21 protein-coding genes and 1 tRNA gene are annotated in these 22,034 nt (G+C 66.2%); 8 read left to right on the top strand and 14 right to left on the bottom strand.

Annotated features, from left to right (window positions below; all coding sequences use genetic code 11):
- Positions 1 to 84: 84 nt before the first annotated feature.
- On the bottom strand, positions 85 to 351 hold the full coding sequence (locus tag M3I54_RS13640; RefSeq protein WP_254336640.1) for a hypothetical protein: 267 nt from the start codon (positions 349 to 351) through the stop codon (positions 85 to 87).
- A 177-nt stretch (positions 352 to 528) separates the two neighbouring features.
- Positions 529 to 2,208, bottom strand: coding sequence for a diguanylate cyclase (locus tag M3I54_RS13635; protein WP_254336637.1), 1,680 nt, complete (start codon positions 2,206 to 2,208; stop codon positions 529 to 531).
- 763 nt (positions 2,209 to 2,971) lie between these two features.
- Here M3I54_RS13635 and M3I54_RS13630 point away from each other — a divergent pair.
- Together M3I54_RS13630 and M3I54_RS13625 are read left to right on the top strand one after the other, a co-directional pair.
- A complete protein-coding gene (locus M3I54_RS13630) occupies positions 2,972 to 4,735 on the top strand; it encodes an ABC transporter permease subunit (RefSeq protein ID WP_254336635.1) in 1,764 nt (587 codons plus the stop codon).
- Positions 4,736 to 4,775: 40 nt separating this feature from the next.
- A complete protein-coding gene (locus M3I54_RS13625; RefSeq protein ID WP_254336672.1) occupies positions 4,776 to 6,125 on the top strand; it encodes an AAA-associated domain-containing protein in 1,350 nt (449 codons plus the stop codon).
- A gap of 78 nt (positions 6,126 to 6,203) precedes the next feature.
- Here M3I54_RS13625 and M3I54_RS13620 read toward each other — a convergent pair whose 3' ends face one another.
- The 3 genes from M3I54_RS13620 to M3I54_RS13610 form a co-directional block, all read right to left on the bottom strand.
- Positions 6,204 to 6,761 (bottom strand): hypothetical protein, encoded by a 558-nt coding sequence (locus M3I54_RS13620; protein ID WP_254336670.1) that lies wholly within the window; start codon positions 6,759 to 6,761, stop codon positions 6,204 to 6,206.
- A 5-nt stretch (positions 6,762 to 6,766) separates the two neighbouring features.
- Positions 6,767 to 7,279: a hypothetical protein gene (locus M3I54_RS13615; protein WP_254336634.1), complete on the bottom strand. Its 513-nt coding sequence runs from the start codon at positions 7,277 to 7,279 to the stop codon at positions 6,767 to 6,769.
- A 342-nt stretch (positions 7,280 to 7,621) separates the two neighbouring features.
- Positions 7,622 to 8,704 carry a sigma-54-dependent Fis family transcriptional regulator gene (locus tag M3I54_RS13610; RefSeq protein WP_254336632.1) on the bottom strand — a complete coding sequence of 361 codons (1,083 nt, stop codon included), beginning with the start codon at positions 8,702 to 8,704 and terminating at the stop codon, positions 7,622 to 7,624.
- Between the two features lie 393 nt (positions 8,705 to 9,097).
- On the opposite strand from M3I54_RS13610, the gene M3I54_RS13605 reads away from it, so the two are divergent.
- The 5 genes from M3I54_RS13605 (at position 9,098) to otsA (ending at position 13,494) form a co-directional block, all read left to right on the top strand.
- Complete coding sequence (locus M3I54_RS13605; protein WP_254336630.1) at positions 9,098 to 9,409, top strand: hypothetical protein; 312 nt, start codon at positions 9,098 to 9,100, stop codon at positions 9,407 to 9,409.
- Between the two features lie 307 nt (positions 9,410 to 9,716).
- A complete protein-coding gene (locus M3I54_RS13600) occupies positions 9,717 to 11,102 on the top strand; it encodes a sigma-54 dependent transcriptional regulator (protein WP_254336628.1) in 1,386 nt (461 codons plus the stop codon).
- A 90-nt stretch (positions 11,103 to 11,192) separates the two neighbouring features.
- The gene (locus M3I54_RS13595) at positions 11,193 to 11,414 is read left to right on the top strand and encodes a hypothetical protein (RefSeq protein ID WP_254336626.1); all 222 of its coding nucleotides are present in this window, start codon (positions 11,193 to 11,195) and stop codon (positions 11,412 to 11,414) included.
- A 162-nt stretch (positions 11,415 to 11,576) separates the two neighbouring features.
- Positions 11,577 to 11,798 carry a hypothetical protein gene (locus M3I54_RS13590; RefSeq protein ID WP_254336624.1) on the top strand — a complete coding sequence of 74 codons (222 nt, stop codon included), beginning with the start codon at positions 11,577 to 11,579 and terminating at the stop codon, positions 11,796 to 11,798.
- Between the two features lie 223 nt (positions 11,799 to 12,021).
- Entirely contained in the window at positions 12,022 to 13,494 is a 1,473-nt protein-coding gene (otsA, locus tag M3I54_RS13585) for an alpha,alpha-trehalose-phosphate synthase (UDP-forming) (protein WP_254336622.1), read from the top strand.
- A 138-nt stretch (positions 13,495 to 13,632) separates the two neighbouring features.
- Here otsA and M3I54_RS13580 read toward each other — a convergent pair whose 3' ends face one another.
- The 9 genes from M3I54_RS13580 to M3I54_RS13540 all read right to left on the bottom strand — a co-directional run bounded on the left by M3I54_RS13580 (position 13,633) and on the right by M3I54_RS13540 (position 19,791).
- On the bottom strand, positions 13,633 to 14,223 hold the full coding sequence (locus M3I54_RS13580) for a hypothetical protein (RefSeq protein WP_254336620.1): 591 nt from the start codon (positions 14,221 to 14,223) through the stop codon (positions 13,633 to 13,635).
- 110 nt (positions 14,224 to 14,333) lie between these two features.
- On the bottom strand, positions 14,334 to 15,740 hold the full coding sequence (locus M3I54_RS13575) for an MFS transporter (protein WP_254336618.1): 1,407 nt from the start codon (positions 15,738 to 15,740) through the stop codon (positions 14,334 to 14,336).
- Between the two features lie 81 nt (positions 15,741 to 15,821).
- Entirely contained in the window at positions 15,822 to 16,325 is a 504-nt protein-coding gene (locus M3I54_RS13570) for a YbhB/YbcL family Raf kinase inhibitor-like protein (RefSeq protein ID WP_254336616.1), read from the bottom strand.
- A gap of 185 nt (positions 16,326 to 16,510) precedes the next feature.
- Positions 16,511 to 16,960 carry a very short patch repair endonuclease gene (locus M3I54_RS13565; protein ID WP_254336614.1) on the bottom strand — a complete coding sequence of 150 codons (450 nt, stop codon included), beginning with the start codon at positions 16,958 to 16,960 and terminating at the stop codon, positions 16,511 to 16,513.
- 40 nt (positions 16,961 to 17,000) lie between these two features.
- The gene (dcm, locus tag M3I54_RS13560; protein WP_309249607.1) at positions 17,001 to 18,350 is read right to left on the bottom strand and encodes a DNA (cytosine-5-)-methyltransferase; all 1,350 of its coding nucleotides are present in this window, start codon (positions 18,348 to 18,350) and stop codon (positions 17,001 to 17,003) included.
- A gap of 136 nt (positions 18,351 to 18,486) precedes the next feature.
- Positions 18,487 to 18,795 carry a hypothetical protein gene (locus M3I54_RS13555; RefSeq protein WP_375542140.1) on the bottom strand — a complete coding sequence of 103 codons (309 nt, stop codon included), beginning with the start codon at positions 18,793 to 18,795 and terminating at the stop codon, positions 18,487 to 18,489.
- Positions 18,796 to 18,868: 73 nt separating this feature from the next.
- The gene (locus tag M3I54_RS13550) at positions 18,869 to 19,141 is read right to left on the bottom strand and encodes a hypothetical protein (RefSeq protein ID WP_254336612.1); all 273 of its coding nucleotides are present in this window, start codon (positions 19,139 to 19,141) and stop codon (positions 18,869 to 18,871) included.
- A gap of 129 nt (positions 19,142 to 19,270) precedes the next feature.
- Positions 19,271 to 19,345: transfer RNA gene (locus M3I54_RS13545), tRNA-Arg, on the bottom strand.
- A 221-nt stretch (positions 19,346 to 19,566) separates the two neighbouring features.
- Entirely contained in the window at positions 19,567 to 19,791 is a 225-nt protein-coding gene (locus M3I54_RS13540) for a rubredoxin (protein WP_083245300.1), read from the bottom strand.
- A 247-nt stretch (positions 19,792 to 20,038) separates the two neighbouring features.
- On the opposite strand from M3I54_RS13540, the gene M3I54_RS13535 reads away from it, so the two are divergent.
- Entirely contained in the window at positions 20,039 to 21,967 is a 1,929-nt protein-coding gene (locus M3I54_RS13535; RefSeq protein ID WP_254336610.1) for an ATP-binding cassette domain-containing protein, read from the top strand.
- Positions 21,968 to 22,034: the final 67 nt, after the last annotated feature.

Here is a 22,034-nt window from a genome sequence, read left to right as displayed (position 1 = left end):
TGACCTGGAATTGACCAGGTTTGACCGGAGGTTCCGCCCGAAAGCGCCGCCTCAGCGACGCCAGGTGAAGTTGGGCGCAGCCGGTCAGACCGTGAAGAGTGTGTCGAGCGCGGCAGCGGCGTCGTTGTCCACCGTGTTGTAGGTCACGGTGTCGGCCTCGAAGATGTAGTGCGTGGTGTACTTGCCGAGGCGGGCAAGAATCTCTTCCTGGATCAGCTCGGGCGTGGCGTCGAGTTTCAGGTACCACGCGGTCGATGACAGGCGCGTCTGGAACGCGCCGTACTCGACCATCAACTGGTCGAACGCGAGCGCATCCTGATCGCGGCAGACAATGACCAGATTTCCCTTCATGCATGCCTCCAGATTTGTGCGGAACACCGAAGTGGCGCGGTTTGACTCATGCGCACCGCATGGACTGGCGCGCACCGTTCGTCCCATGATACCGCGCCTCGCTGGTTGAGCCGGGCGAGCCCCGCAGCCTGGTACGGGCATCCCTCACGTGCCTGGTTGCGCAAGCTCGTTGCGCGCTCACCAGGTCGGCGCCGCGGCGCGCGGCGGCACGACGCCCTCGGCGGTCATGGCCTCGCACCGGTCGCGCCCGGCCGCCTTCGCCATGTAAAGCGCGAGGTCGGCGCGGCTCATCAGGCGCTCGGGCTGATCCTGCGCGGCGGCAAGTTCGGTCACGCCGATGCTCACGCTCACGCTCGCTTCCTCGGGCAGTTCCGTACAAATGCGCTTGCCCACCTGCTGGCGCAGGCGGTCGAGCACGGCGAGGCCCGTGGCGAGCGAGGTCGCGGGCAGCAGGATGCCGAACTCCTCGCCGCCCAGACGGCCAACAGCGTCGTCGGCCCGTAGTTCGGCGCGGCAGGTCTCCACGAAATGCAGGAGCGCGCGGTCGCCCGCCGGGTGGCCGAAACGGTCGTTGATCTGCTTGAAGTAGTCGAGGTCGGCAATCGCCATGCACAGCGGCGCACCCGCCGCATAGGCCGCTTCGATCTCGCGGCGCAGCAGGTCGAGGAAGTAGCGCCGCGAGAGCGCGCCGGTCAGGGCGTCGTGGCGCGCCTCGGCGGCGAGCAGGGCGTTCGCGGCCTGCAACTGCCCGGCGAGATCGCGGCTCGCGTGGTGCAGACGCCGCTCGCGGACCCACGAGACCGAGATCACCGCCGCGAGCGCTGCGGTGCCCGCGAGCGTGAGGAAAATGAGGAGCCGGTCGCGCTGGTGGTTCGCGATCAGGTCGGACCACGCATTGACCGGATCCACGAGGTGTGCCGAGAGCCCGGAGTTCAGGCCGCCGCGCTGCTCGTAGAGGGCAGGCGAGCGTTGGCCCGGCAACTCGATCATTTGCGCGGCGTCGGCGCGTGGGATCCACGGCGCCTCGCCCAACGTGGTCTTCGATGCCGAGCGCAGCTCGAGCGGCGCGAAGCGCTCGCGCAGATAGGTGTTCACGCGGTCCACCGCGTTCATTTCGGCGACGTGCGAGCCTGGCAAAGCGCGTCCTTCGAGCGCGCTGTCATGGGCCATGATGATGACGCCATTGTTGTCCGCGACGAAGGTGCCCGGGTGGGTGACCCAGTGGCGCAGCCGCGCGATGCTGACCTTCGCGACCACGGCGCCGACCAGCAGGCCGTCGTCATAGGCGGGCGCGGCGACGAAAATACCGGGCTCGCCGCTTGCCGTGCCCACACCGTAGGCTTCGGAGAACGCCCCGAGCAGCGTGTCGTTCAGATAGGCGCGCGGACGCATGTCCACGCCGACGTAGGAGATTTTTTCGAGCGCATTGCTCGACGCGATGCAGACCCCGTTCGCGTTGACTAGCCAGATCGCATCGAGCCCGGAGAAGCCCTGAGCGTCGTGGAGGAAGCGGTCGACGCCGGCGAGCGCCGGCACGCCTTGCAGCTCCTTGCGCCGCGCCAGTTCCGTCGAATCGCTCGACGCGGCATAATGCGCGGCCTCGGTGAGCGCCTGCTGGACGACGCGTGTTTCGGCCATCGTCGCCGGAATGGCGCGCGACATGGCGAGATCGCTGGCGATCACTTCGGCCATGTTGTCCACGACCGAGCGCATCATCTGGCGCTGTGCGGCGAGTGCGGCCTCGAACTCCTGGCGGACCATGCGGTCCGCGAGCCAGTCGGCCGCCGCCCAGCAGACGAGCGCGACCACCACGACCCCGAGGGGTCCGGCTGCCTGACGCAAGAGTCTCCTGTTCATCGGCCTTCTGGTTCGCGAGTGGTATTGAGGCGTGGGTATCGGCGCCCCTGCGCGTCGGAGCGCCACTGACGGAGCGTGTCGATTTTACCCCTCGAACGGGGCTGGCGAGCCCGCTCTCGAAGCGTCGGCGCGGCGTTGCGAGGCGGCGCGAGCGGGCGGCGGGGCGAGCGCGGATCGCTGAGATGCAAGCAGCATGCCGTCAGCACGGCAATACGCGGCGATGAGCCGGGTGGAGGGGACGCGAGCGCGGTCAGCGCGGCTTCGCGCGCGTGGGCCAGCGTGTGGCGCGCAAGCGACGCCCACTGGCGTTGGCGGCCTGAATGAGGCAGGCGCGGACGCAAGTGCGCAGACAGGTGCCGCGTCGTCGTGTCATCAAGGCGTCATCGATGCGTCATCACGATGACGTTCTGAAGCCGCGTGCGGCGGGTTCTGGAAGCTCTCCAGAAGGACGGCGAAAGCACCTCGAAAGCCCGCGTGATCTGGCTTTCGCGGCGTGCCGGGTGCGGTTGTTAGTGTCATGAAGGTTGTAGTAGTGTCGTGCCGTTTCAGTCGAGGCAAGCCCAGTCGCCAGCCGCCAGCCGCAACTGCGCGGGCGGTGCGTGCCACCGCGGCATCGTCGCCGTGTCATCAACGCCAACGAAATTCTGTGTCCATGCGCCTTGCCCTTGTCGATCCGCCATCCCCGCAGCAAGTGCCACGCCTGTCCCGCGGTACGGACGCTACATCGTCCGCCTTTCTGAAACCCGGCGCGGAGGGCGTCTGAATGGAGTTCAGCTTCAACCTGAATCGCACGGCCAACGCCTCGGCGTGGCGCGTGCTGCCGAACCGCTGGGACTTCGTGGCGTTCCCGCTGATGATCGGCCTGATCGCGATGGCGGCCGTGGGCTTTCACGAGACCATGGCGCCCATCGCCACGCTCAAGACCCAGGTCATCTCGCTCGATCCCGCGAACCTGCCCGAGTACGCGATGCGCACCACGCTGCGCATGCTCGCGGCGATGGTGGCGTCGCTCATCTTCACGCTCGTGTACGGCACGCTCGCGGCGAAGAGCCGCCGCGCGGGCCAGGTCCTCGTGCCGATTCTCGACATCCTGCAGTCGGTGCCGGTGCTTGGGTACATCTCGTTCACGGTCACGTTCTTTCTCGCGCTCTTTCCTTCGCGCGTGCTCGGCGCTGAGCTCGCGGCGATCTTCGCGATCTTCACGAGCCAGGCCTGGAACATGACCTTCAGCTTCTACCAGTCGCTGCGCACGGTGCCACGCGATCTGGATGAAGTCTCGCGCGGGTTCCACCTGACCGCATGGCAGCGCTTCTGGAAGCTCGAAGTGCCGTTCTCGATGCCGGGCCTCATCTGGAACATGATGATGTCGATGTCGGGCGGCTGGTTCTTCGTCGTGGCCTCCGAAGCGATTACGGTGGGCAACAACACGATCACGCTGCCGGGCATCGGCGCGTACCTGGCGCAGGCGATTTCGGAAAAGAACCTGCATGCCGTGGGCTGGGTGATCCTCACGATGATCGTGGTGATTCTCGCCTACGACCAGTTCCTGTTCCGCCCGCTCGTGGCGTGGGCCGACAAGTTCCGCATGGAGAACACGAGTTCGGGCGACGCCCCGGAATCGTGGCTGCTCGACCTCATTCGCCGCACCCATCTCATTCATCAACTGCTCGTGCCGCTCGGCTGGCTCTTCGCCAAGGCTGCGCGCATGCCGATCCAGCTGCCGTCGTTTCCGAACGTGTCGTTCGCCGCGCCCGTGGCGCGCGGCCGCGGCGGCTTGCGTGCACGCATCGGCGACGCCGTGTGGGCCGTGCTCGTGATCGCATTGACCGTGTTCGTGGTGTGGCGCGTGGTGGCCTTCGTGCGCACTGGCGTGACGCTCGACGAAGTGTGGCACGTGCTCGGTCTCGGCTTCATCACGCTCCTTCGCGTGATGCTGCTGATCGCCGTCGCTTCGGTGATCTGGGTGCCGCTCGGCGTGCTGATCGGTCTGCGCCCGGCACTTGCCGAGAAGGTTCAGCCGATCGCGCAGTTCCTCGCGGCGTTCCCGGCGAACCTGCTGTTCCCGGTGTTCGTGATCGTGATCGTGCGCTTTCACCTGAACCCAGACATCTGGCTGTCGCCGCTCATCGTGCTCGGCACTCAGTGGTATATCCTGTTCAACGTGATTGCAGGGGCCAGCGCCTATCCGAACGACTACAAGGAAGCGGCGAAGAATTTCCATATTCGTGGCTGGCAATGGTGGCGTCAGGCCATGCTCCCGGGCATCTTCCCGTACTACGTGACGGGCGCCATCACGGCTTCGGGCGGCGCGTGGAACGCGAGTATCGTCGCGGAGTTCGTGCAGTGGGGCGACACGAAGGTCGTCGCGCACGGCCTGGGCGCCTACATCGCGCAGATGACGGCGGCCGGCGATTACCCGAAGATCATTCTCGGCATTGCCGTGATGTCGCTCTTCGTCACGCTGTTCAACCGCCTCTTGTGGCGCCCGCTGTACACGTATGCCGAATCCCGTCTGCGACTCGACTGATCGACGACTGATCGAACAACGAATGATCGAAGGTAACGCGATGCAAAACCCCAAGACGCTGAGCGCCGCGCACGGCGATGTGCAGACAGCCCCGAACCCGCCGCGCCTCGGCGAAGAAATTCTGAACGTGAAGGACGTGTGCCGGGGCTTCAAGAAGTCCCAGGGCGAGCTGCTCGTGCTCGACGACGCCAACCTCCAGCTGCGCGAGGGCGAGATCGTCGGGCTGCTGGGCCGCTCGGGCTCGGGCAAGTCCACGCTGCTGCGCATCATCGCGGGCCTGATCTCGCCGACGTCGGGCGACGTCACCTGGCGCGGCAAGCCGCTCGAAGGGCCGGCCGAAGGCGTGGCGATGGTGTTCCAGACCTTCGCGCTGTTCCCGTGGCTCACCGTGCTGCAGAACGTGGAAGCGGGCCTCGAAGCGCAGGGCGTAGGCGCACGCGAGCGGCGCGAGCGGGCGCTTGCGGCCATCGACCTGATCGGTCTGGACGGCTTTGAAAACGCGTATCCGCGTGAGCTTTCTGGCGGCATGCGCCAGCGCGTGGGTTTCGCGCGCGCGCTCGTGGTCGATCCCAATCTCATGCTGATGGACGAGCCGTTCTCGGCGCTCGACGTGCTGACCGCCGAAACGCTGCGTACCGATCTGCTCGACCTGTGGACGCAAGGCCGCTTGCCGATCAAGTCGATTCTGATCGTCACGCACAACATCGAGGAAGCCGTGTTCATGTGCGACCGCATTCTCGTGCTCTCGTCGAATCCGGGCCGCGTGGTGGCCGAGATCAAGGTGCCGTTCAAGCACCCGCGCAACCGTCTCGACCCGGTGTTCCGCAAGCTCGTGGACGACATCTACGCGAAGATGACCGCGCGCCAGACCGACGAAACCACCAGGAAGGGACTGGAACTCGGCAGCTGGCTGCCGCGCGTGTCGACCAACCTGATGGCCGGTCTGATTGAAACGCTCGCGATGGCGCCATATCACGGCCGCGCTGACATGCCGGAGATCGCCCGCTCGCTGCATCTGGAAGTGGACGACCTGTTCCCGATCGCCGAAGTGCTGCAGAACCTCGGTTTCGCCGACGTGCGCGAAGGCGACGTGCTCCTCACGCCGCCCGCGCGCGTGTTCGCGGAGTTTGGCACGCAGGAGCGCAAGATGATGTTCGCCGAACATCTGCTGCGCCACGTGCCGCTCGCGGCGCGGATCAAGAAGGTGCTCAACGAGCGGCCGGGCCATCGCGCGCCGCGCGTGCGTTTCGAGCAGGAACTGGAGGACTTTCTCTCCGACGGCGCGGCGGAAGAAACACTCGACACCGTGATCGACTGGGGTCGTTATGGCGAGATCTTCTCGTATAACGACCAGTCGGAAATCTTCAGTCTCGAAGACGTGGAGTCCTGAGCGACACGCTGTTCGCAAGCATAAAAAGCGGTCGCGGGGTGAGCTAATCCCGCGACCGTTTTTCGTTCAGGAATGACATTACTGGAGCGTGCCCCAGCGCTCCACCGCGGGCTCGGCCGTGGCCCACTTCCAGCCCGACTGGTCCTGACAGGCGCTCGCGGCGAACCACTGCTCGGGCGCGTCGGCTTTCTCGCCGTCCTGCACCGAGAACACGAAGTCCTTGCAGAGCGTGAGGGCGTTGGCGAACGCGCGCGTCACGCGCACCTGGCCGTGGCCGTTCTCCACGGGCAACTCGTGCTTGATGCGCCAGATGTCCATGCCGCCCACGGGCAGGCGCCCGGCCGTCCTGGCAATCAGCGCCTGCTGGTCCGCGTGCATGCTCTTCATGAAGCGGCCGACGGCTTCGTCGGTGGCCGCCTGCACGGCAATGCCCACGCCGATGCCCACGGCAGGATTCGCCGTGACGATGCCGGTGGCCGCGGCCGCAGCGGCGCCGCTCGCCGCGCCGATCGACGAGCAGCCGCTCGCCGCGAGCGCGATGCCCGCGCAGAGCGCGGCCAGTGCGATGAGCTTCACGGGGCGAGCCGTCGATGCATCCTTTGCAACGTGCCGTGCGCGCTTCGCGCGCGCGTTCATGCCATTCATTGCAGCGCACCCCAACGCGCCGTGGCGGGTTCGGCCGAGGCCCACTTCCAGTTGTCGCCGTCACGGCACACCGAAGCGACGAAGAAGGCGCTCGAGGCGGACTTGTCCTTCGTGGCCTCGTGGTCGACGGAGAACACGATCTCCTTGCAGTCGAGCGCACCGCTGCTGATCGTGCGGCTCACCGTGACGCGGCCGTGCTCGTCGTCCTCGATCGGGAACGAGTGCGTGATCGACCATGGCGCGACCGCGCCGACTTCGAGCGGGCCCGCCGCGCGGGCGATGCTGTTCTGGGTGTTGGTGTGCACGACGCGCTCGGAGTACTGCACGCCGGCCTTCGCCGCGGCCACGGCGCCCAGGCCGATGCCGGTCGCCACGGCGGCGTTGCTCGTCACTTTCGAGGCGACCGCGGCGCCGGCAATACCGGCGCCCGTTTGCGCGCCTTCGGAGTAGAGCGAGCTGCAGGCCGAGCACGCGAGGCTCGCTACCGTGGCGAGCAGCGTGAACGACATGACGCGTCGCCAACGGGGAAGAGCACAGGGGAGCGGGGGCACACCGGCAATCGTTTCCAGGACAGCCTCTGACACCGATGGCGCAACGCGCGCCCGAGCACTTCGTTCTTGCATGATGATTCCCTGCCGCTAGCCGGATAGCGCCGCGTTGCGCGGATATCCAGCATGTTTTGCTTACTTAACGTGCTGCGGATTGTGCAGCACGGAATTGCTTACGGGGATAGGTAAAGTGCAAGAATTTGCAAAAGGGCGTGCACGGCAGGCCGATCTTTGATTGGCTTGCCGCGCAGCCCCGGCCTTGCCGCGCAACGAGCGCGCCGCGGTGAGGCGTGGGGAGGGGAGTCAGGCTTCGTTCGTGTCCGGGTCGGTGGGCGCTTCGGCTTCGCCATCGTCGGCGCCGTAGCTGCCGAGCCGGTTGTAGAGGGTCTTGAGGCTCACGCCGAGCGTGCGCGCCGCGAGACGTTTGTCGCCGCCGCAGTATTTGAGCGTGCCGAGAATGATCTGCTTCTGCGCATCGGCGAGCGGTGTGCCGATCCAGACGCTCATGGCGTCGCCCTGGGTGACGGGCTTCTTCACGCGCGGCACCAGTTGCGGATGCGCGATCTCCACGACCTTTTCCGCGAGGATGAACGCGCGGTACACGGCGTTTTTCAGTTCGCGCACGTTGCCGGGCCACGACCAGTTACGCACGGTTTCGAGCGCGCGCTTGCTGAACGCCTTTTGCGAGCCTTCCTGGTCGTTCAGTTCGGTCAGGAAATGCTGCGCGAGCAGTTCGCGGTCGCGCTCACGTTCGCGCAGCGGCGGTGCGCGCAGCGGAAACACGGCGAGCCGGTACATCAGGTCCTCGCGCAGGCAGTTTTCCTTCACGGCCGTCAAGGGGTCGCGGTTGGTGGCGGCGATGATGCGCACGTCGCCGCGAATCGCCTCGTTGCCGCCTACCGGAAAGTACTCGCCGGTTTCGAGCGCGCGTAGCAGCTTCACCTGATGCAGCAGTGACATCTCGGTGATTTCGTCGAGGAACAGCGTGCCGCCGCGCGCATGTTCGAAGTGGCCGTCGCGCGCCTGCACGGCGCCCGTGAAGCTGCCTTTTTCGTGACCGAACAACTCCGCCTCGATCAGCTCGTCGGGAATCGCGCCGCAGTTGACGGCGATGAACGGACCGTCGCGGCGTTCGCTGTGCGCGTGGATCGTGCGGGCGATCAGCTCCTTGCCCGTGCCCGATTCGCCGACGATGAGTGCCGTAGCCTCGGTCACGGCTACGCGCTCGATCTGCGCATAAAGATCCAGCATGACGGCCGACGAGCCGTACAGCAGACCGTACGACTGCAATCCCGCGACGCGCGCATCCGCGTCCGGTGCGGTATTTCCGGTGTTTCCGCTGTTTCGTTTTGTGGCGGCCGGCGAGCCCGGCTCGATTGACGCCATAGGGATGTTCGTCCTGCAAAGGTAGTGCGGGGCGTTCGCTTCTGCGCGCATCGGCGTGCTTCTGCGCGTATCGTCGAACAGGCCCTGCGATCCGGGGCTGGCCGTCCAAGACAGGTGCGGAACTTGCCGCTCCGACGGCCGCGAGGTGTGCATCTTCGAGGTTTGCTCGTTAACGCGTAAGCATTTAACCACTGCCGCGCATGACAGGGCAATGGACCTGCCCAGGCAAACGCGAGCGAGCGTGGCACGCATCCTGCTGCGGAACTTGGGGCGCCCGGCGCCGTCTGCGTTGGTAGGGGCGGCGCATAGGCCACGCCTGGCGATGCCATTCGGATCAATTTGAGTCAACTCGCGTCTTCCGTCTTTGACGAGGCGTATCTGGGAGAGAGCGATATGTCGAAGAACCGCAGCGGTTTGGTAGGGACCTTGGTGACCGTCGGCGCGCTTGGCGCCATGGCGGGCATGCTGGCCTGGCGTTTCTCGCAGCGTCATCGCATGCAACGGCAAACTTTTTATCGCGATCTGAGCCGCTGGGAAGGCGAAGGCGGTTCGCTTGCCGATACCACGGGCAACAACGGCCCGGAAATGGCCATCGCCGGGGGCGCATCGGACTCACCGGTACATGGCGTGAAGGGCCGGATGACGAATGGCGTGAACGGAGCAGATGGCGCGGCTGGCATGCCGTGGCCGTTTCCGCGCAGCTAGGTGGGCGCGGCCGGAGCCACGCGAGAGCCGTGCCCGCTTGTCTCGAATAAGTCTATAATAGTCATATTAACAACAATCGAGGTTCGGGCGGCCCGCGACTGACGGTATTGTTGCTCAGATGTAGCAAAACCGCGCATATTCAGGCTTTTGCCGTCTTGGGCGTGCGTCCGACCGTTTCGTACTCCACTGCAGCGCAATAACGTGCGTCGCGACTTCCGCGGTGCCGGGCAACGTTGTCCGGCGCGCTTGCGAAGGGCGCGGCGCTCGCGCTTTGGAGCCATTCACCTATCAAGGCTGACGAGACGCGATGCCACATGTATTGATTGTCGATGACGATGCGGAAACCCGCGAGGCGCTAGCGGCCGTGGTGAGCGAAGACGGGCTCACCACCGCGCAGGCAGGCGACCTGCGCGAGGCGCGCATTCAGCTCGTGCGGCAGACGCCGGACGTGGTCTTCACCGACCTGAAGCTGCCCGACGGCAGTGGCACCGACCTTTTCGAGGATCTCGACCCGCGCTCGGGCGTGGAACTCGTGGTCATTACCGGGCACGCGACGGTCGAGACGGCCGTCGATGCGCTCAAATCCGGTGCGATCGATTACCTGGTCAAGCCTATCAACCTCCAGCGCGTGAAGGCCATCCTGAACCGCCTGCCGCGCGCGGGCGACCTCAAGGCCGAAATCGGCACGCTGCGCGGCGAGTTGCGCCGCATGGGGCGCTTCGGTCTGATGCTCGGCAATGCGCCGACCATGCAGGAGGTCTATGACCAGATCAGCCGGGTCGCGCCTACGCCCGCCTCGGTCATGCTGGTGGGCGAATCGGGCACTGGCAAGGAAGTGGCCGCGCAGACCATCCACCAGTTGAGCCTGCGCCGCAAGCACGAATTCCTCGCGGTGAACTGCGGCGCGATCTCGCCGAATCTGATCGAGTCCGAGATGTTCGGTCACGAGCGTGGCTCGTTCACGGGCGCCGACCGGCAGCACAAGGGCTATTTCGAGCGCGCGAACGGCGGCACGCTGTTCCTCGACGAAATCACCGAAATGCCGATCGAGCTGCAGGTGAAGCTGCTGCGTGTGCTCGAAACCGGCATGTTCATGCGCGTGGGCACGACCAAGGAAATCGAGACCGATGTGCGCCTGATCGCGGCGACCAACCGCGATCCTGAGCAGGCCGTAGCCGAAGGCAAGCTTCGTCTGGACCTTTATCACCGCCTGAACGTGTTTCCGATCAGCCTGCCGCCGCTGCGCGAGCGCGGCAAGGACGTCGAACTGCTCGCCCAGGCGTTTCTGGACGAGTTGAACGAGCGTCACGGCACGAAAAAGCAGTTTCCCGCTGCGGTGCGCGACATGCTGGCGGCTTACCCGTGGCCCGGCAATGTGCGCGAGCTGAAGAACTACGTGCAGCGTGCGCACATCATGGCGGGCAACGACGGCGATTTCACGGCCACGGTGCCGCTGCAGATCTCGCTCTCGAAGCCGATTGCGGGCACTGCGGTGACGATCCCGTTCGGCACCTCGCTCGCCGACGCCGATCGCCAGCTCATTCTCGCGACGCTCGAACAGTGCGGCGGCGTGAAGACGCGTGCGGCGGAAATCCTCGGCATCAGCCTGAAGACGCTCTATAACCGTCTTGTGGAGTACGGCAACGAAAGCGCCGGCAAGGGCGATGCGCCCGCGCGCGTAGCTGGCGCCTGAGCAGCATTCGCGAGTGCGGCGCGTGGCGCGCACGCACGGGCGGTACGACGCTTGCAGTGTGAGTTTCGCGTCCATGATGAGGAGCGAAAGATGCCGAGCTGCAAATCCAGTGATGCCGTCCGCGTGAAGCCCTGGCTCGCGCATACCCCGCAGCCCGACGAACCGCCACCGGATCAGCCCGGCGAGCCCGACGTGCCGCCCATCGGCGATCCGCCGCCGCAACCGGGTGAAGTGCCGCACACGGCGTCTCCATTCGACCCTTCGGTCTCCTCTCGATTTCATCGTTCGCGTGGCGCATTGCCCGCCACGTGAGCCGCTGCTCGCACGGCCTGCCAAAGTCATCAGCTGATCCTGACGGCTTTTATGTACTAGTTACAAAAGCTCCACCATTTTTACCGGCGAATTCACGCGGCGAACCCTAGACTATAAAAAAACACCACCGCCGCGTGGCCGCCTTCCGCTGGAGGCATCGACATGAGACATCCTGCCTTGCGCCGTTCCGCACGTTACACGGGCAAGCGTGGCCCGCGCGATTCGCAAGAGAAGAGCAGTCCTCCCCCCTCGGACGCGCCGGACCCCGCGGGCCAGAATCGCGCAGTGCCTGGCGTGCCGCCCGACGGCGAGCACAACCAAGGCGGGGCGCGGGCTGAGGGCATCGAGTACCAGCGCGATCTCGGCTCGGAACAGGACGCCTGATCCGCTTCGAACCGCAGTTCGCCGCGCGCTGTTTGCAGGCCGGTTCCCCGGCCTGACAGATCACCGGGCTATTCCGCTCTTGCGTGCTTGCCGCGCGGAATTTGCTCGCGCTGTCGTTTGTGAGAAATGATTTTTGCTCCAGACCCTGCCGAACCGGCACGCGTCTTGCGTACGTACCTGAAGCATTGTCTTCGGACCCAACGAAACAGGAGGTAGAGCCGCAATGGGCAGACTGATCGTGGTATCGAATCGCGTAGCGCCGACCCAGGAGGGCCGTCCCGCAGCGGGCGGGCTCGCAGTCGGCGTATTGGACGCGCTCAAGGAAACCGGCGGTGTGTGGTTCGGGTGGAGCGGCGAGACCGTCGCGGAGCCGTCCGCACCGGTCATCGAGCAGCAGGGCAGCGTCACCTATGCGACGGTGGGTCTTACCCGGCGTGACTATGACCAGTACTACAAGGGCTTCTCGAATACGACCCTCTGGCCGACGTTCCACTACCGCAACGACCTCGCGCGCTACGAGCGCCAGGAGTACGGCGGCTACCTGCGCGTGAACGTGTCGCTCGCGCGCCAGTTGCAGCCGCTCATCGAGCCCGACGACATCATCTGGGTGCACGACTATCACTTGATTCCGTTCGCGCGCTGCCTGCGCGATCTCGGGGTGAAGAACCCGATCGGCTTCTTCCTGCACATTCCGCTGCCGGTGCCCGAAGTCATGCGCTCGGTGCCGCCGCACGAAGAACTCATGAAGTTCATGTGCCACTACGACGTGGTCGGCTTCCAGACCGACGCCGACCGCCAGGCCTTTCTCGACTACGTCGAGCGCGGTGGCCATGGCACGGCAAGCGACGACGGCATGGTCCACGCGTGGGACCGCTTCCTGAAGGTCGGGGCGTACCCCATCGGCATCTATCCGGACGCCATTGCCAAAGCCTCGTCGCAGTACTCCGACCGCAAGGCCGTGCGCAGCCTGCGCGAAGCCATGCGCGGACGCAAGCTGATCATGAGCGTGGACCGGCTCGATTATTCGAAGGGGCTCGCCGAGCGCTTCCAGGCGTTCGAGCGCCTGCTGCAGAACGGGCCGGGCTGGCATGGCCGCGTCTCGCTCTTGCAGATCGCGCCGCCAACGCGCTCCGACGTGCAGACCTACCAGACGATCCGCCGCAACCTCGAAGGCGAGGCGGGCCGTATCAACGGCCGTTTCGCCCAGCTCGACTGGACGCCGATCCAGTACCTGAACCGCAAGTACGAGCGCAACCTGCTGATGGCGCTATTCCGCGAGGCGCAGGTGGGCTACGTGGCGCCGCTGCGCGACGGCATGAACCTCGTGGCGAAGGAATACGTCGCTTCGCAGAATCCCGACGATCCCGGCGTGCTGGTGCTTTCGCAGTTCGCGGGCGCGGCGGAGCAAATGCCCGGCGCGCTGGTCGTGAATCCGTACGACCTGAACCAGACGGCCGAGGCCTTGGAGCGTGCGCTCTCGATGCCGCACGCCGAGCGCGTCTCGCGCTACAACGACATGATGGCGTCGCTGCGCGAGAGCAATCTCTCGGTATGGCGCGATACGTTCCTCGCCGACCTTCGCAGCGTCGCGACGGCGGCTTCGGTCACGGCCAGGGCGCGCAACGCCGTGCCGGCGGGAAAAGCTTCCGTGCAAACGAGCGCGCCCGAACAGGCGCAGGGTGCCGCGCGCGCGTAGCGAGGCATCGGTGAGAGGCGAGGCGGCGTGCGTGCCGCCCCTGGCCGTCTAACGTTCTCTCGACGCAAATGGATCCACGCGGCGGCTCTTGGGCCGCCGCGTTTTTTTGCGTCCGCGTGATGCATACGCGGCGCGCGCTCAGACTCGCTGGCCGCTCGGCGCGGCGAACGGCATCGGCGGGCGGGTCGGATCGAAATCGGCCCAGTGTCCGTCGTGCCATTGGCCCGAGGCGCACTCGATATCGGCGGCGCCACCGTCTCGCAGCAACTGCGCGGCGAGATCCTGGTTCTCGTAGCAGACGTGCACCGACAGCAAAACGCCGTCGCTGCGCGTCTCGCGATGCACCCTCTCGTGGTGCACCGACATCTGCTGCGCAGCGGCTTTCGCCCCCACGCTCGCGCCGATGCGCGCCCCGATCCAGGCGCCCACGCCGGCCGCGATCACAACCGACGGCAGCGCAGCCGAGAACGCGCTGAAAATCACCACGCCCACCACGGCGCCCGCCACGGCTCCGGCAGTGATATTGCGGGTGTGATGCGGGGGCGCTGCGATGACCGTGGGCGGTGCGCCCATGGCCGTCCCGTGGACGCCGTGGCGCGCATGCTGGCCGCGCGGATTGACGAAGAACAGATTGACGTCTTCTTCGAGGAAGCCGCCCGCATACAGCTTTTCGGCGGCGGCTTCGGCGGCGGGAAAGGTCGTGAATCGACCGGCGACGATCAGTGACATGGGAAGCCCCCTTTGCCGGATCCGGCAGGTTGACTCGCCGGGCGCGGCCGCGAATGCGGCTCGCCCTGAATCCATGTTAGTGCCTGCGCACGCGCAGGGTTAGGCCGCTTTTAGCCTGGCGTCTGCGCCGCGGTGCCCGGCATCAGCCGCAGCAGGCTCACTACTGCCGCGACGGCGGCGAAGGCCGTCGCCACGTAGAGCGCCATGGTCGGCCCGTGTTGCGGTGCAACGCCGAAGATGAGCGCCACGAGCGCCGCGCCGAGCGTCTGCCCGGTGAGGCGCGCGGTGCCGAGCATGCCGCTCGCGCCGCCGCTGCGCTCGCGCGGCGCGGAAGAGAGGATCTGCCGGTTGTTGGGCGACTGGAACACGCCGAAGCCCACGCCGCACAACGCCATGCGCCAGCAGATATCGAACACCGTGGGATGCGCGCCGAGCGTGGCGAGCGAGAGCAGGCCGAGTGCGAAGAGCGCGAGTCCGATGCCGCCGAGCATGCCCGCTGGATAGCGGTCGGAAAGTGCACCCGAGAGCGGCGCGGCGCCGATGATGACGAGCGGCCAGGGGGTCATGAGGAGGCCCGTGTCGACCTGCGAGAAACCGAAGGTCTCCTGCAGCATGAAGGGCAGCGCCACGAACGCGAGCATTTGCGCGCAGAACGAGCAGACCGAGGTGCTGATCGACAGCGCGAAGACGGGGTTGGCGAGCAGATCGACGGGCAAGAGCGGCGCGGCCTGCGTGAGCTGGCGGCGCACGAAGAACCAGCCGATCACGATCGCGAGCACGAATTCGAGCGCGACGAGGCGATTGCTCTCGCCGTGGCCGAGGCCATCGACGGCAAAGATCAGGAGGCCGAACACGATGGCGTTGAGTACGGCGCTCAAATAGTCGTAGGGTGCGGGATGCCGCTCGTTCACGGGCAGCGCGCGCTGACCCAGCGCGAGCGCGGCGATGCCGATCGGTACGTTGATCGCAAAGAGCCAGGGCCACGGCGCGATGGCGAGCACGCCCGAGGCCAGCGTCGGCCCGACCGCCGAGGCGATCGCGACGACCATCGCGTTGATGGAGACGCCGCGACCGAGCTGCGCGCGCGGATAGATCATGCGTACGAGCGCGGTGTTCACGCTCATGATCCCCGCGCCGCCGAAGCCCTGCACCATGCGTGCGAACGCGAGTTCGGGCAGCGTGGTCGCCAGCGCGCAGCCGAGCGACGCGACGGTGAAGAGCACCATGCCGGCCAGATACACGCGCTTGTAGCCGATGCGGTCGCCAAGCGAGGCGAGCGGCAAGAGCGAGATGGTCACCGAAAGCTGATACGCGTTGACGATCCAGATCGAGCTGGCCGCGCTCGCATGAAGATGCCGCGCGATGGTCGGCAACGCGACATTGGCGATCGCGCCGTCGAGCACGGCGAGCGTGATGCCGAGCGCGACCACGAGGATCGCGTAGTAACGCTGTGGGAAGGGCAGGCCGGATTCGATGTCGGCGGTGGGATTGGCGGAGCGTTCGGAAAGCGTGGGCATCGACGGGAGAGGCGGCGCGCGATGGGCGCGCGCCGCCGGCTGGACCTTGTTTTCTGGTGTTATCTGGCGTTCTCTGGCGGCTTATTTCAGTTCATAGAGCCCGACGTAAGTGGTCGAATCCACCTCGTTCAGATGCGTCATGAAGCGCGCCACCGCGTTCGTCGTTTCCGGCGTGACGGGCAGTTGCGCCGCCTTGAGCGCATGCACGCGGTAGATGTAGCGATGGGGTTTGTCGCCGCGCGGGGGCGCCGCGCCGCCGAAGCCGACCGTGCCATAGTCGTTGCGCACCTGCACGGCGCCTTGCGGGAGCAGGCTGCCGTCGGCCTTGCCAGCGTTGCGGGCGAGCGAGCGCACGTCGGGCGGAATGTTCACCACGACCCAGTGCCAGAAGCCGCTGCCCGTGGGCGCGTCCGGATCGTAGACGGTGAGCGCGAAGCTTTGCGTGTCGGCGGGCGGCTCGTCCCACTGCAGCGCGGGCGAGACGTTGTCGCCGTCGACACCGAAGGCCCGGTCGTCGAACTCCTGCGCCTTCGGCATGAAACCGTTGCTGGGAAAGTCATCGGACCAAAGTCGGAAATCAGCCATCGGGTGTCTCCTTCGCTTGGGATCGTGGGGCGGTTGCGCCAGCACGTGTGACGCGTGAAGGTGGGTGCGCAGCCGCTCGATTGAGTTTATCACTGCGGGCTGCTCAAGCAGGGCCAGCTTCGCAGCATGAGATGCGCGGCACATCGCTGGACGCCGCGCTTCTTGCGGCGTTTGGCGAGGGCAGGTTACGAGCGCGCCTCGAACCAGGCCGACGACTCGTCTTCGAGCCACGCGGCAAGGCGCTCGACGACCGCCTGCGGATCGTGCTGCGCGCCACGCAACGCGCATTCCCAGACCACCGCCACGCGCCAGCCCTGGGCTGCGAGCGCGGCGAGTGCTTTGGCGTCGTTCAGACGGTTGCGCGCGATCTTCTCGCGCCAGAACTCGGGGCGCGTTTGCGGCCACTTGAAGAGCGCGCAGTTATGGCCGTGCCAGAAGCAGCCGTGGACGAACACCACGGCGCGCCGGCGCGGCAGCACGATGTCGGGCCGGCCGGGCAGCTCGCGCACGTTCAGGCGAAAGCGAAAGCCGCGCCGATGCAGCAGACTGCGGATCAGCTTTTCGGGCTTCGTGTTGCGAGCGCGTATGCCGGACATCATCCGGCTGCGCGTCGCGGTATCGACGACGTCCACCATCGTCTGTCGCCTCGCTTCGGTTGGCCGCGGCGCGCGCGGGTCAGCGGCCTCCCGCCGTGGCCGGGGCCGCGTTGCGCGTGGTGCGCGATGTGCGGACCGTGCGCGCGGTGCGCGTTGTGTGCGCAACGGCGGGAACCGTCGTCGCATCCGCAGGGAGTGCTTCGTGCTGCGTGGCCAGCAGCGCATCGAGATGCGGCATCATCGTGCGCGCGACTTCGCGCATCACCGGCATCACCACGCTATTGCCGAACTGACGGTACGCCTGGGTGTCGCTCACCGGAATGCGGAAGGTGTCGGGCAGGCCCATCAGCCGCGCGCACTCGCGCGGCGTGAGGCGGCGCGGGCGCAATCCTTCGCCTTGATAGACGAGGATCTCCGAGCCGTCCTTGTGATAGCGCGCAGAAAGCGTGCGCGTGACGCTGTCGGGAAACGCGAGGCCGTAGCCGAAGCCGTTGCCGGCCGCGCGGTGCTTCTCGGCGTATTGCTGCAGATAGGCCCAGAGCCCCGGCGTGAGCGTGTACTTCGGCTGCACGCGGCGCTCGCCGTGATCGAAGAAGCGCTCGCCGTCCCAGGGCAGCAGCGGCTCGCAGCCGTCGGTGCGGTGCAGTATCGAGGCGAGCCGCGGGCCTTCTTGCGGCAGCGCGAGCGCGTCCCATGAGAACGCCGCCGGCTCGCGAAAACCGACGATGATGATGCGTTCGCGATGCTGCGGCGTGAAATGGCGTCCGTCGATCACGCGATAGTGCACGTCATAGCCAAGCTCGTCGCGCAGCACCTGGAGGATCACGTCGAAGGTGCGGCCACGGTCGTGCGAGACCAGGTTCTTCACGTTCTCGAGCAAAAACGCAGCGGGCCGCTTCTCGGCGATGATGCGCGCGACGTCGAAGAACAGCGTGCCCTGCGTGGTGCAGGCAAAGCCGTGCGGACGGCCGAGCGCGTTTTTCTTGCTCACGCCCGCGATCGAGAACGGCTGGCACGGAAAGCCCGCGAGCAGGACGTCGTGATCGGGTACGTCGGCGGCGTCCACGGCCGTAATGTCGCCGATGAACGGATGATCCTCGCCGTAGTTTTCCAGATAGGTCTTGCGCGAGAACGGATTCCATTCGCTCGTGAAGACGCACTCGCCGCCGTGTGCCTCGAAACCCTTGCGGATGCCGCCAATGCCGGCGAACAGGTCGATGAAGCGAAAGCGCGCCGCTGCGCCATTGGCGTGAGTGCCGCCTTGCAGCAGCTCGCGCAGTGCGGCTTCGAGCATCGCGGGGCAGGGCGTTTCGCCCTTTTCCCAACGTCGCACGGTCTTCACGTCGCGGCCGACGTGTGTGGCGATCTGCTGTTGCGTGAAACGCTTGCGTGCCTGCTGGAGCAGGTCTCTCGGTTCGGCCGTGAGCACGGAGTCCTCGTTAGGGTATTTTTGCGGACATTATGACCGATGGTCGACCCGCGGCACCAGGAATTCCCGATGGGCGTGCGTAGACGAGCGCCGCCGGCGAATGCCTGCACGTGCGAGCGTCGAATTCAAGGAGAAGTCAGGAGTGTTGCGGGCCGGCGTTCGCCTGCTTCGCGAGGGCCGCGGAGGCCGAGGCGACGTTCAGTTCGTGCAGATCGAGGATGAGCAGCAGGCTGTCGATTTCACACAACTGGCCCTTGTTCACGTGACCGGTGTCGAGCAGGCGGTGCAGCCGCTGGCGCCAGTAGTTCGCGGGGAGAATCGGACCGCCGAAGTCGCCGGCGAGCGACAGGGGCATCACGCGACGAATGTGCGCGATGTCCTGGTCGATGAGGGTCGACATCATATGGCCGGCGGGGAGGGGACGCGTGGTGTCCATGAAGGCCATTACGGCACTATTTTTCCCTTCTTTAGGGGGAGTTGACTCAGTACTTACCCCTAACTAGCCCGTCCGATGCGATTTATTCGGCAACCGGCGGCGTCGCGCCTTGCACCTGGGCCGCGCCTTCGAAGAAACGCCGCGTCGCTTCGAACGAGTTCAGCATCTGCTCGGGCCAGGGCGTTTGCAGCATCACGGCCTGGTGGTTCTCGAACGCCGCACCCAGTTGGCGGGCGAGTTCGGGCGAATTGAGGTGGCGCAGCAGCACGCTGACGGCGATGGCGGTGGCCTGGCTGGCTCCTGCCGTCTGCAGTTCGGAGGCGGTAAGGGCGGCGACTTGCTTGTTGATGTCCATAGAAAATCTGCTCGGGAAAGAGGGGGGCGCGAGTGCGAGAAAGAGACGGGACGGGACCTGCGAACCGGTTGCGGCTTTCGCGGCCCGGCCTTCGCGGCCCGACCTCCGCGGCTCGGCGTGGCCGAGCGCTGGTCCCCCTGGCAGGAATCGAACCTGCATCTAGCGCTTAGGAGGCACTTGTTCTATCCATTGAACTACAGGGAGCGCGAGGTCGAGCATGGCTCCGTTCGATCGCCATGTTTCCCAAGTGACCCGTCATGGCGCGGAGCGGCGCGCGAAGCGGTTCGCCCTTGCGGGTCCGAGCTATTTCGCGGCACAGGGCCAAGAGTATAGCAAACGTGTTCGGGCGCGAAAATGACGCCCCTTCAGCTCCGGCGTTGCGTCGATAGCACGACGTTTTATCGCTTGCCCGCGAGTCGTCGCAATCAGAACTCGACGACGGCGAATTCCGCCTTGCCCACGTCGCACAGCGGGCAGCGCCAGTCGTCGGGAATCTCGGCAAAGCGCGTGCCGGCGGCAATGCCTTCGTCGGGCAAACCTTCTTCCTCGTTGTAGATCCAGCCGCAGATCAGGCAGACCCAGCTCTTGTACTCGATTACTTCACTCACAGCGTGTCCTTCGTCTAGTCGATTCGATGCGCGGCCCGTCATGCGGCCCTTTATGTACGAGGCGGGCCTGCGCGGGCGACCCGCGATGTTACCGGAAAACGGCTCGCGCGCCGCTGCGCTAAAGGGGCGCTAAACGCAGAGGCCCGACCTACGCGGTCCGACCTACGCGGCCCGACCTACGCGGCCCGGCCTACGCGGCCCGACCTACGCGGCCCGACCTACGCGGCCCGACCTACGCGGCCCGGTACAATGGCCCCTTCAGGTCCACCGCACGCATCGCATTCCATCCATGTCGCTTTACACCATCACAGACGCGCAACTGGCGTTCGGCCACGTCGCGCTGCTCGACCACGCGGACTTTTCGCTTGAAGCCGGCGAGCGCGTTGGGCTGATTGGCCGCAACGGCGCGGGCAAGTCGTCGCTGCTCACGATCGTCGCCGATCTCGCGAAGCCCGACGACGGCCTCGTCACACGCCAGCAGACGCTTTCGACCGTCTACGTGCCGCAGGAGCCCGACTTCGACGCCGAGGCCACGGTGTTCGATACCGTCGCCTCGGGCCTCGCCGACGTGCGCGCACTGCTCGACGAATACGACACGGTCGCGCACAAGCTCGCGGACACGCCCGAAGGCGCGGAACACGACGCGCTGCTCGCACGCATGAACACGCTGCAGTCGTCGCTCGATCACGCCGACGCCTGGAGCTGGCGCACGCGCGTGGCCACGACGCTCGCGCAGATCGGCCTCGACGGCGACGCCCGCGTGGGCTCGCTCTCGGGCGGTATGCAAAAGCGCGTGGCGCTCGCGCGCGCGCTCGTCGTGCAGCCCGATATCCTGCTGCTCGACGAACCGACCAACCACCTCGACTTCGACGGCATCCGCTGGCTCGAGGAACTGCTCGTGACGCAGCGTTCGAGCCTGCTTTTCATCACCCACGACCGCGCGTTTCTCGACCGCGTGGCCACGCGCATCGTCGAACTCGATCGCGGCAAGCTGCTTTCGTATCCGGGCAACTTCTCGCAGTACCAGGAGCGCAAGGCGCAGCAGCTCGAAGTCGAGCGCGTGGAGAGCGAGAAGTTCGACAAGCTGCTCGCGCAGGAAGAAGTGTGGATCCGCAAGGGCGTGGAGGCGCGCCGCACGCGCAGCGTCGGGCGCATCGCGCGCCTCGTGCAGATGCGCAACGAGCACGCCGAGCGCCGCAACGTGCAGGGCAACGTGAAGCTCGACGTGGCGCAAGGCGAGAAGTCCGGCAAGATCGTCGCCGAACTTACCGACGTGACCAAGCGCTATGGCGGCCGCACGATCGTCGATACCTTCTCGTCGACGGTCATGCGCGGCGACAAGATCGGCTTCGTCGGTCCAAACGGTGCGGGCAAGACCACGCTGCTGAAGCTGATTCTCGGCGAGTTGAAGCCCGACGAAGGCACGGTGCGCGTGGGCACGAACCTGCAGGTCGCGTACTTCGACCAGATGCGCGCGCAGCTCGACATGGAAAAGAGCCTCTCCGATACCATCAGCCCCGGCAGCGACTGGGTCGAGATCAACGGCGCGAAGAAGCACGTGATGAGCTATCTCGGCGACTTCCTGTTCGCGCCCGAGCGGGCTCGCTCGCCCGTGAAGTCGCTTTCGGGCGGCGAGCGCAATCGCCTGCTGCTCGCGCGTTTGTTCGCGCGGCCCGCGAACGTGCTCGTGCTCGACGAACCGACCAACGACCTCGACATCCCGACGCTCGAACTGCTCGAAGAGTTGCTCACCGACTACGACGGCACCGTGCTGCTCGTCTCCCACGACCGCGCGTTTCTCGACAACGTGGTGACTTCGGTGATCGCGTCCGAGGGCGAAGGGCGCTGGCGCGAGTACGTGGGCGGCTTCACGGACTGGCAGACGCAGAGCGCCCGCGCGCAGGAGATTGCCGAGGCGCGCGCGCCGAAGGAAGCCGCTGCTGCGGTGGCCGCGCCCAAGGAGAGCGCGGCCGGACGCAATGCCCAGCGTAGCGTGAAGCTTTCGTTCAAGGAGCAGCGCGAGCTCGAGGAACTGCCCAGGCGCATCGAGGCGCTGGAGACGGAGCAGAAGACGATCGGCGCGAAGATCGAGGACGGGTCGATCTTTGCGAAGGACGCGCAGGAGGGCACACGCCTGACTGAACGCTATGCGGCGATCGACGAGGAATTGCTCGTTGCGCTGGAGCGGTGGGAGGAGTTGGAGAGCAAGCGCAAGTGATGCGAGAGAAAGCGGCCTGATGAAGGCCGCTTTTTTTTAAGGCGGATGGGCGGACCGTACTCGTCCG

Origin of the sequence: Paraburkholderia sp. CNPSo 3274 (assembly GCF_024206475.1) — a bacterium.
Lineage (GTDB): Bacteria > Pseudomonadota > Gammaproteobacteria > Burkholderiales > Burkholderiaceae > Paraburkholderia.
This window is presented reverse-complemented; position numbering and strand designations above follow the sequence as displayed.

Bases quoted from the DNA above. Each gene is read 5' to 3' on its own strand.
- M3I54_RS13540 (WP_083245300.1), bottom strand. From the start codon at position 19,791: ATGACGGGCCGCGCATCGAATCGACTAGACGAAGGACACGCTGTGAGT.
- M3I54_RS13610 (WP_254336632.1), bottom strand. From the start codon at position 8,704: ATGGCGTCAATCGAGCCGGGCTCGCCGGCCGCCACAAAACGAAACAGC.
- M3I54_RS13550 (WP_254336612.1), bottom strand. From the start codon at position 19,141: ATGGACATCAACAAGCAAGTCGCCGCCCTTACCGCCTCCGAACTGCAG.
- M3I54_RS13640 (WP_254336640.1), bottom strand. From the start codon at position 351: ATGAAGGGAAATCTGGTCATTGTCTGCCGCGATCAGGATGCGCTCGCG.
- M3I54_RS13580 (WP_254336620.1), bottom strand. From the start codon at position 14,223: ATGTCACTGATCGTCGCCGGTCGATTCACGACCTTTCCCGCCGCCGAA.
- M3I54_RS13590 (WP_254336624.1), top strand. From the start codon at position 11,577: ATGAGACATCCTGCCTTGCGCCGTTCCGCACGTTACACGGGCAAGCGT.
- M3I54_RS13595 (WP_254336626.1), top strand. From the start codon at position 11,193: ATGCCGAGCTGCAAATCCAGTGATGCCGTCCGCGTGAAGCCCTGGCTC.
- M3I54_RS13535 (WP_254336610.1), top strand. From the start codon at position 20,039: ATGTCGCTTTACACCATCACAGACGCGCAACTGGCGTTCGGCCACGTC.
- M3I54_RS13575 (WP_254336618.1), bottom strand. From the start codon at position 15,740: ATGCCCACGCTTTCCGAACGCTCCGCCAATCCCACCGCCGACATCGAA.
- M3I54_RS13630 (WP_254336635.1), top strand. From the start codon at position 2,972: ATGGAGTTCAGCTTCAACCTGAATCGCACGGCCAACGCCTCGGCGTGG.
- M3I54_RS13635 (WP_254336637.1), bottom strand. From the start codon at position 2,208: ATGAACAGGAGACTCTTGCGTCAGGCAGCCGGACCCCTCGGGGTCGTG.
- M3I54_RS13555 (WP_375542140.1), bottom strand. From the start codon at position 18,795: ATGGCCTTCATGGACACCACGCGTCCCCTCCCCGCCGGCCATATGATG.
- M3I54_RS13600 (WP_254336628.1), top strand. From the start codon at position 9,717: ATGCCACATGTATTGATTGTCGATGACGATGCGGAAACCCGCGAGGCG.
- M3I54_RS13625 (WP_254336672.1), top strand. From the start codon at position 4,776: ATGCAAAACCCCAAGACGCTGAGCGCCGCGCACGGCGATGTGCAGACA.
- M3I54_RS13605 (WP_254336630.1), top strand. From the start codon at position 9,098: ATGTCGAAGAACCGCAGCGGTTTGGTAGGGACCTTGGTGACCGTCGGC.
- M3I54_RS13565 (WP_254336614.1), bottom strand. From the start codon at position 16,960: ATGGTGGACGTCGTCGATACCGCGACGCGCAGCCGGATGATGTCCGGC.
- M3I54_RS13615 (WP_254336634.1), bottom strand. From the start codon at position 7,279: ATGTCGTTCACGCTGCTCGCCACGGTAGCGAGCCTCGCGTGCTCGGCC.
- otsA (WP_254336622.1), top strand. From the start codon at position 12,022: ATGGGCAGACTGATCGTGGTATCGAATCGCGTAGCGCCGACCCAGGAG.
- M3I54_RS13620 (WP_254336670.1), bottom strand. From the start codon at position 6,761: ATGAACGCGCGCGCGAAGCGCGCACGGCACGTTGCAAAGGATGCATCG.
- M3I54_RS13570 (WP_254336616.1), bottom strand. From the start codon at position 16,325: ATGGCTGATTTCCGACTTTGGTCCGATGACTTTCCCAGCAACGGTTTC.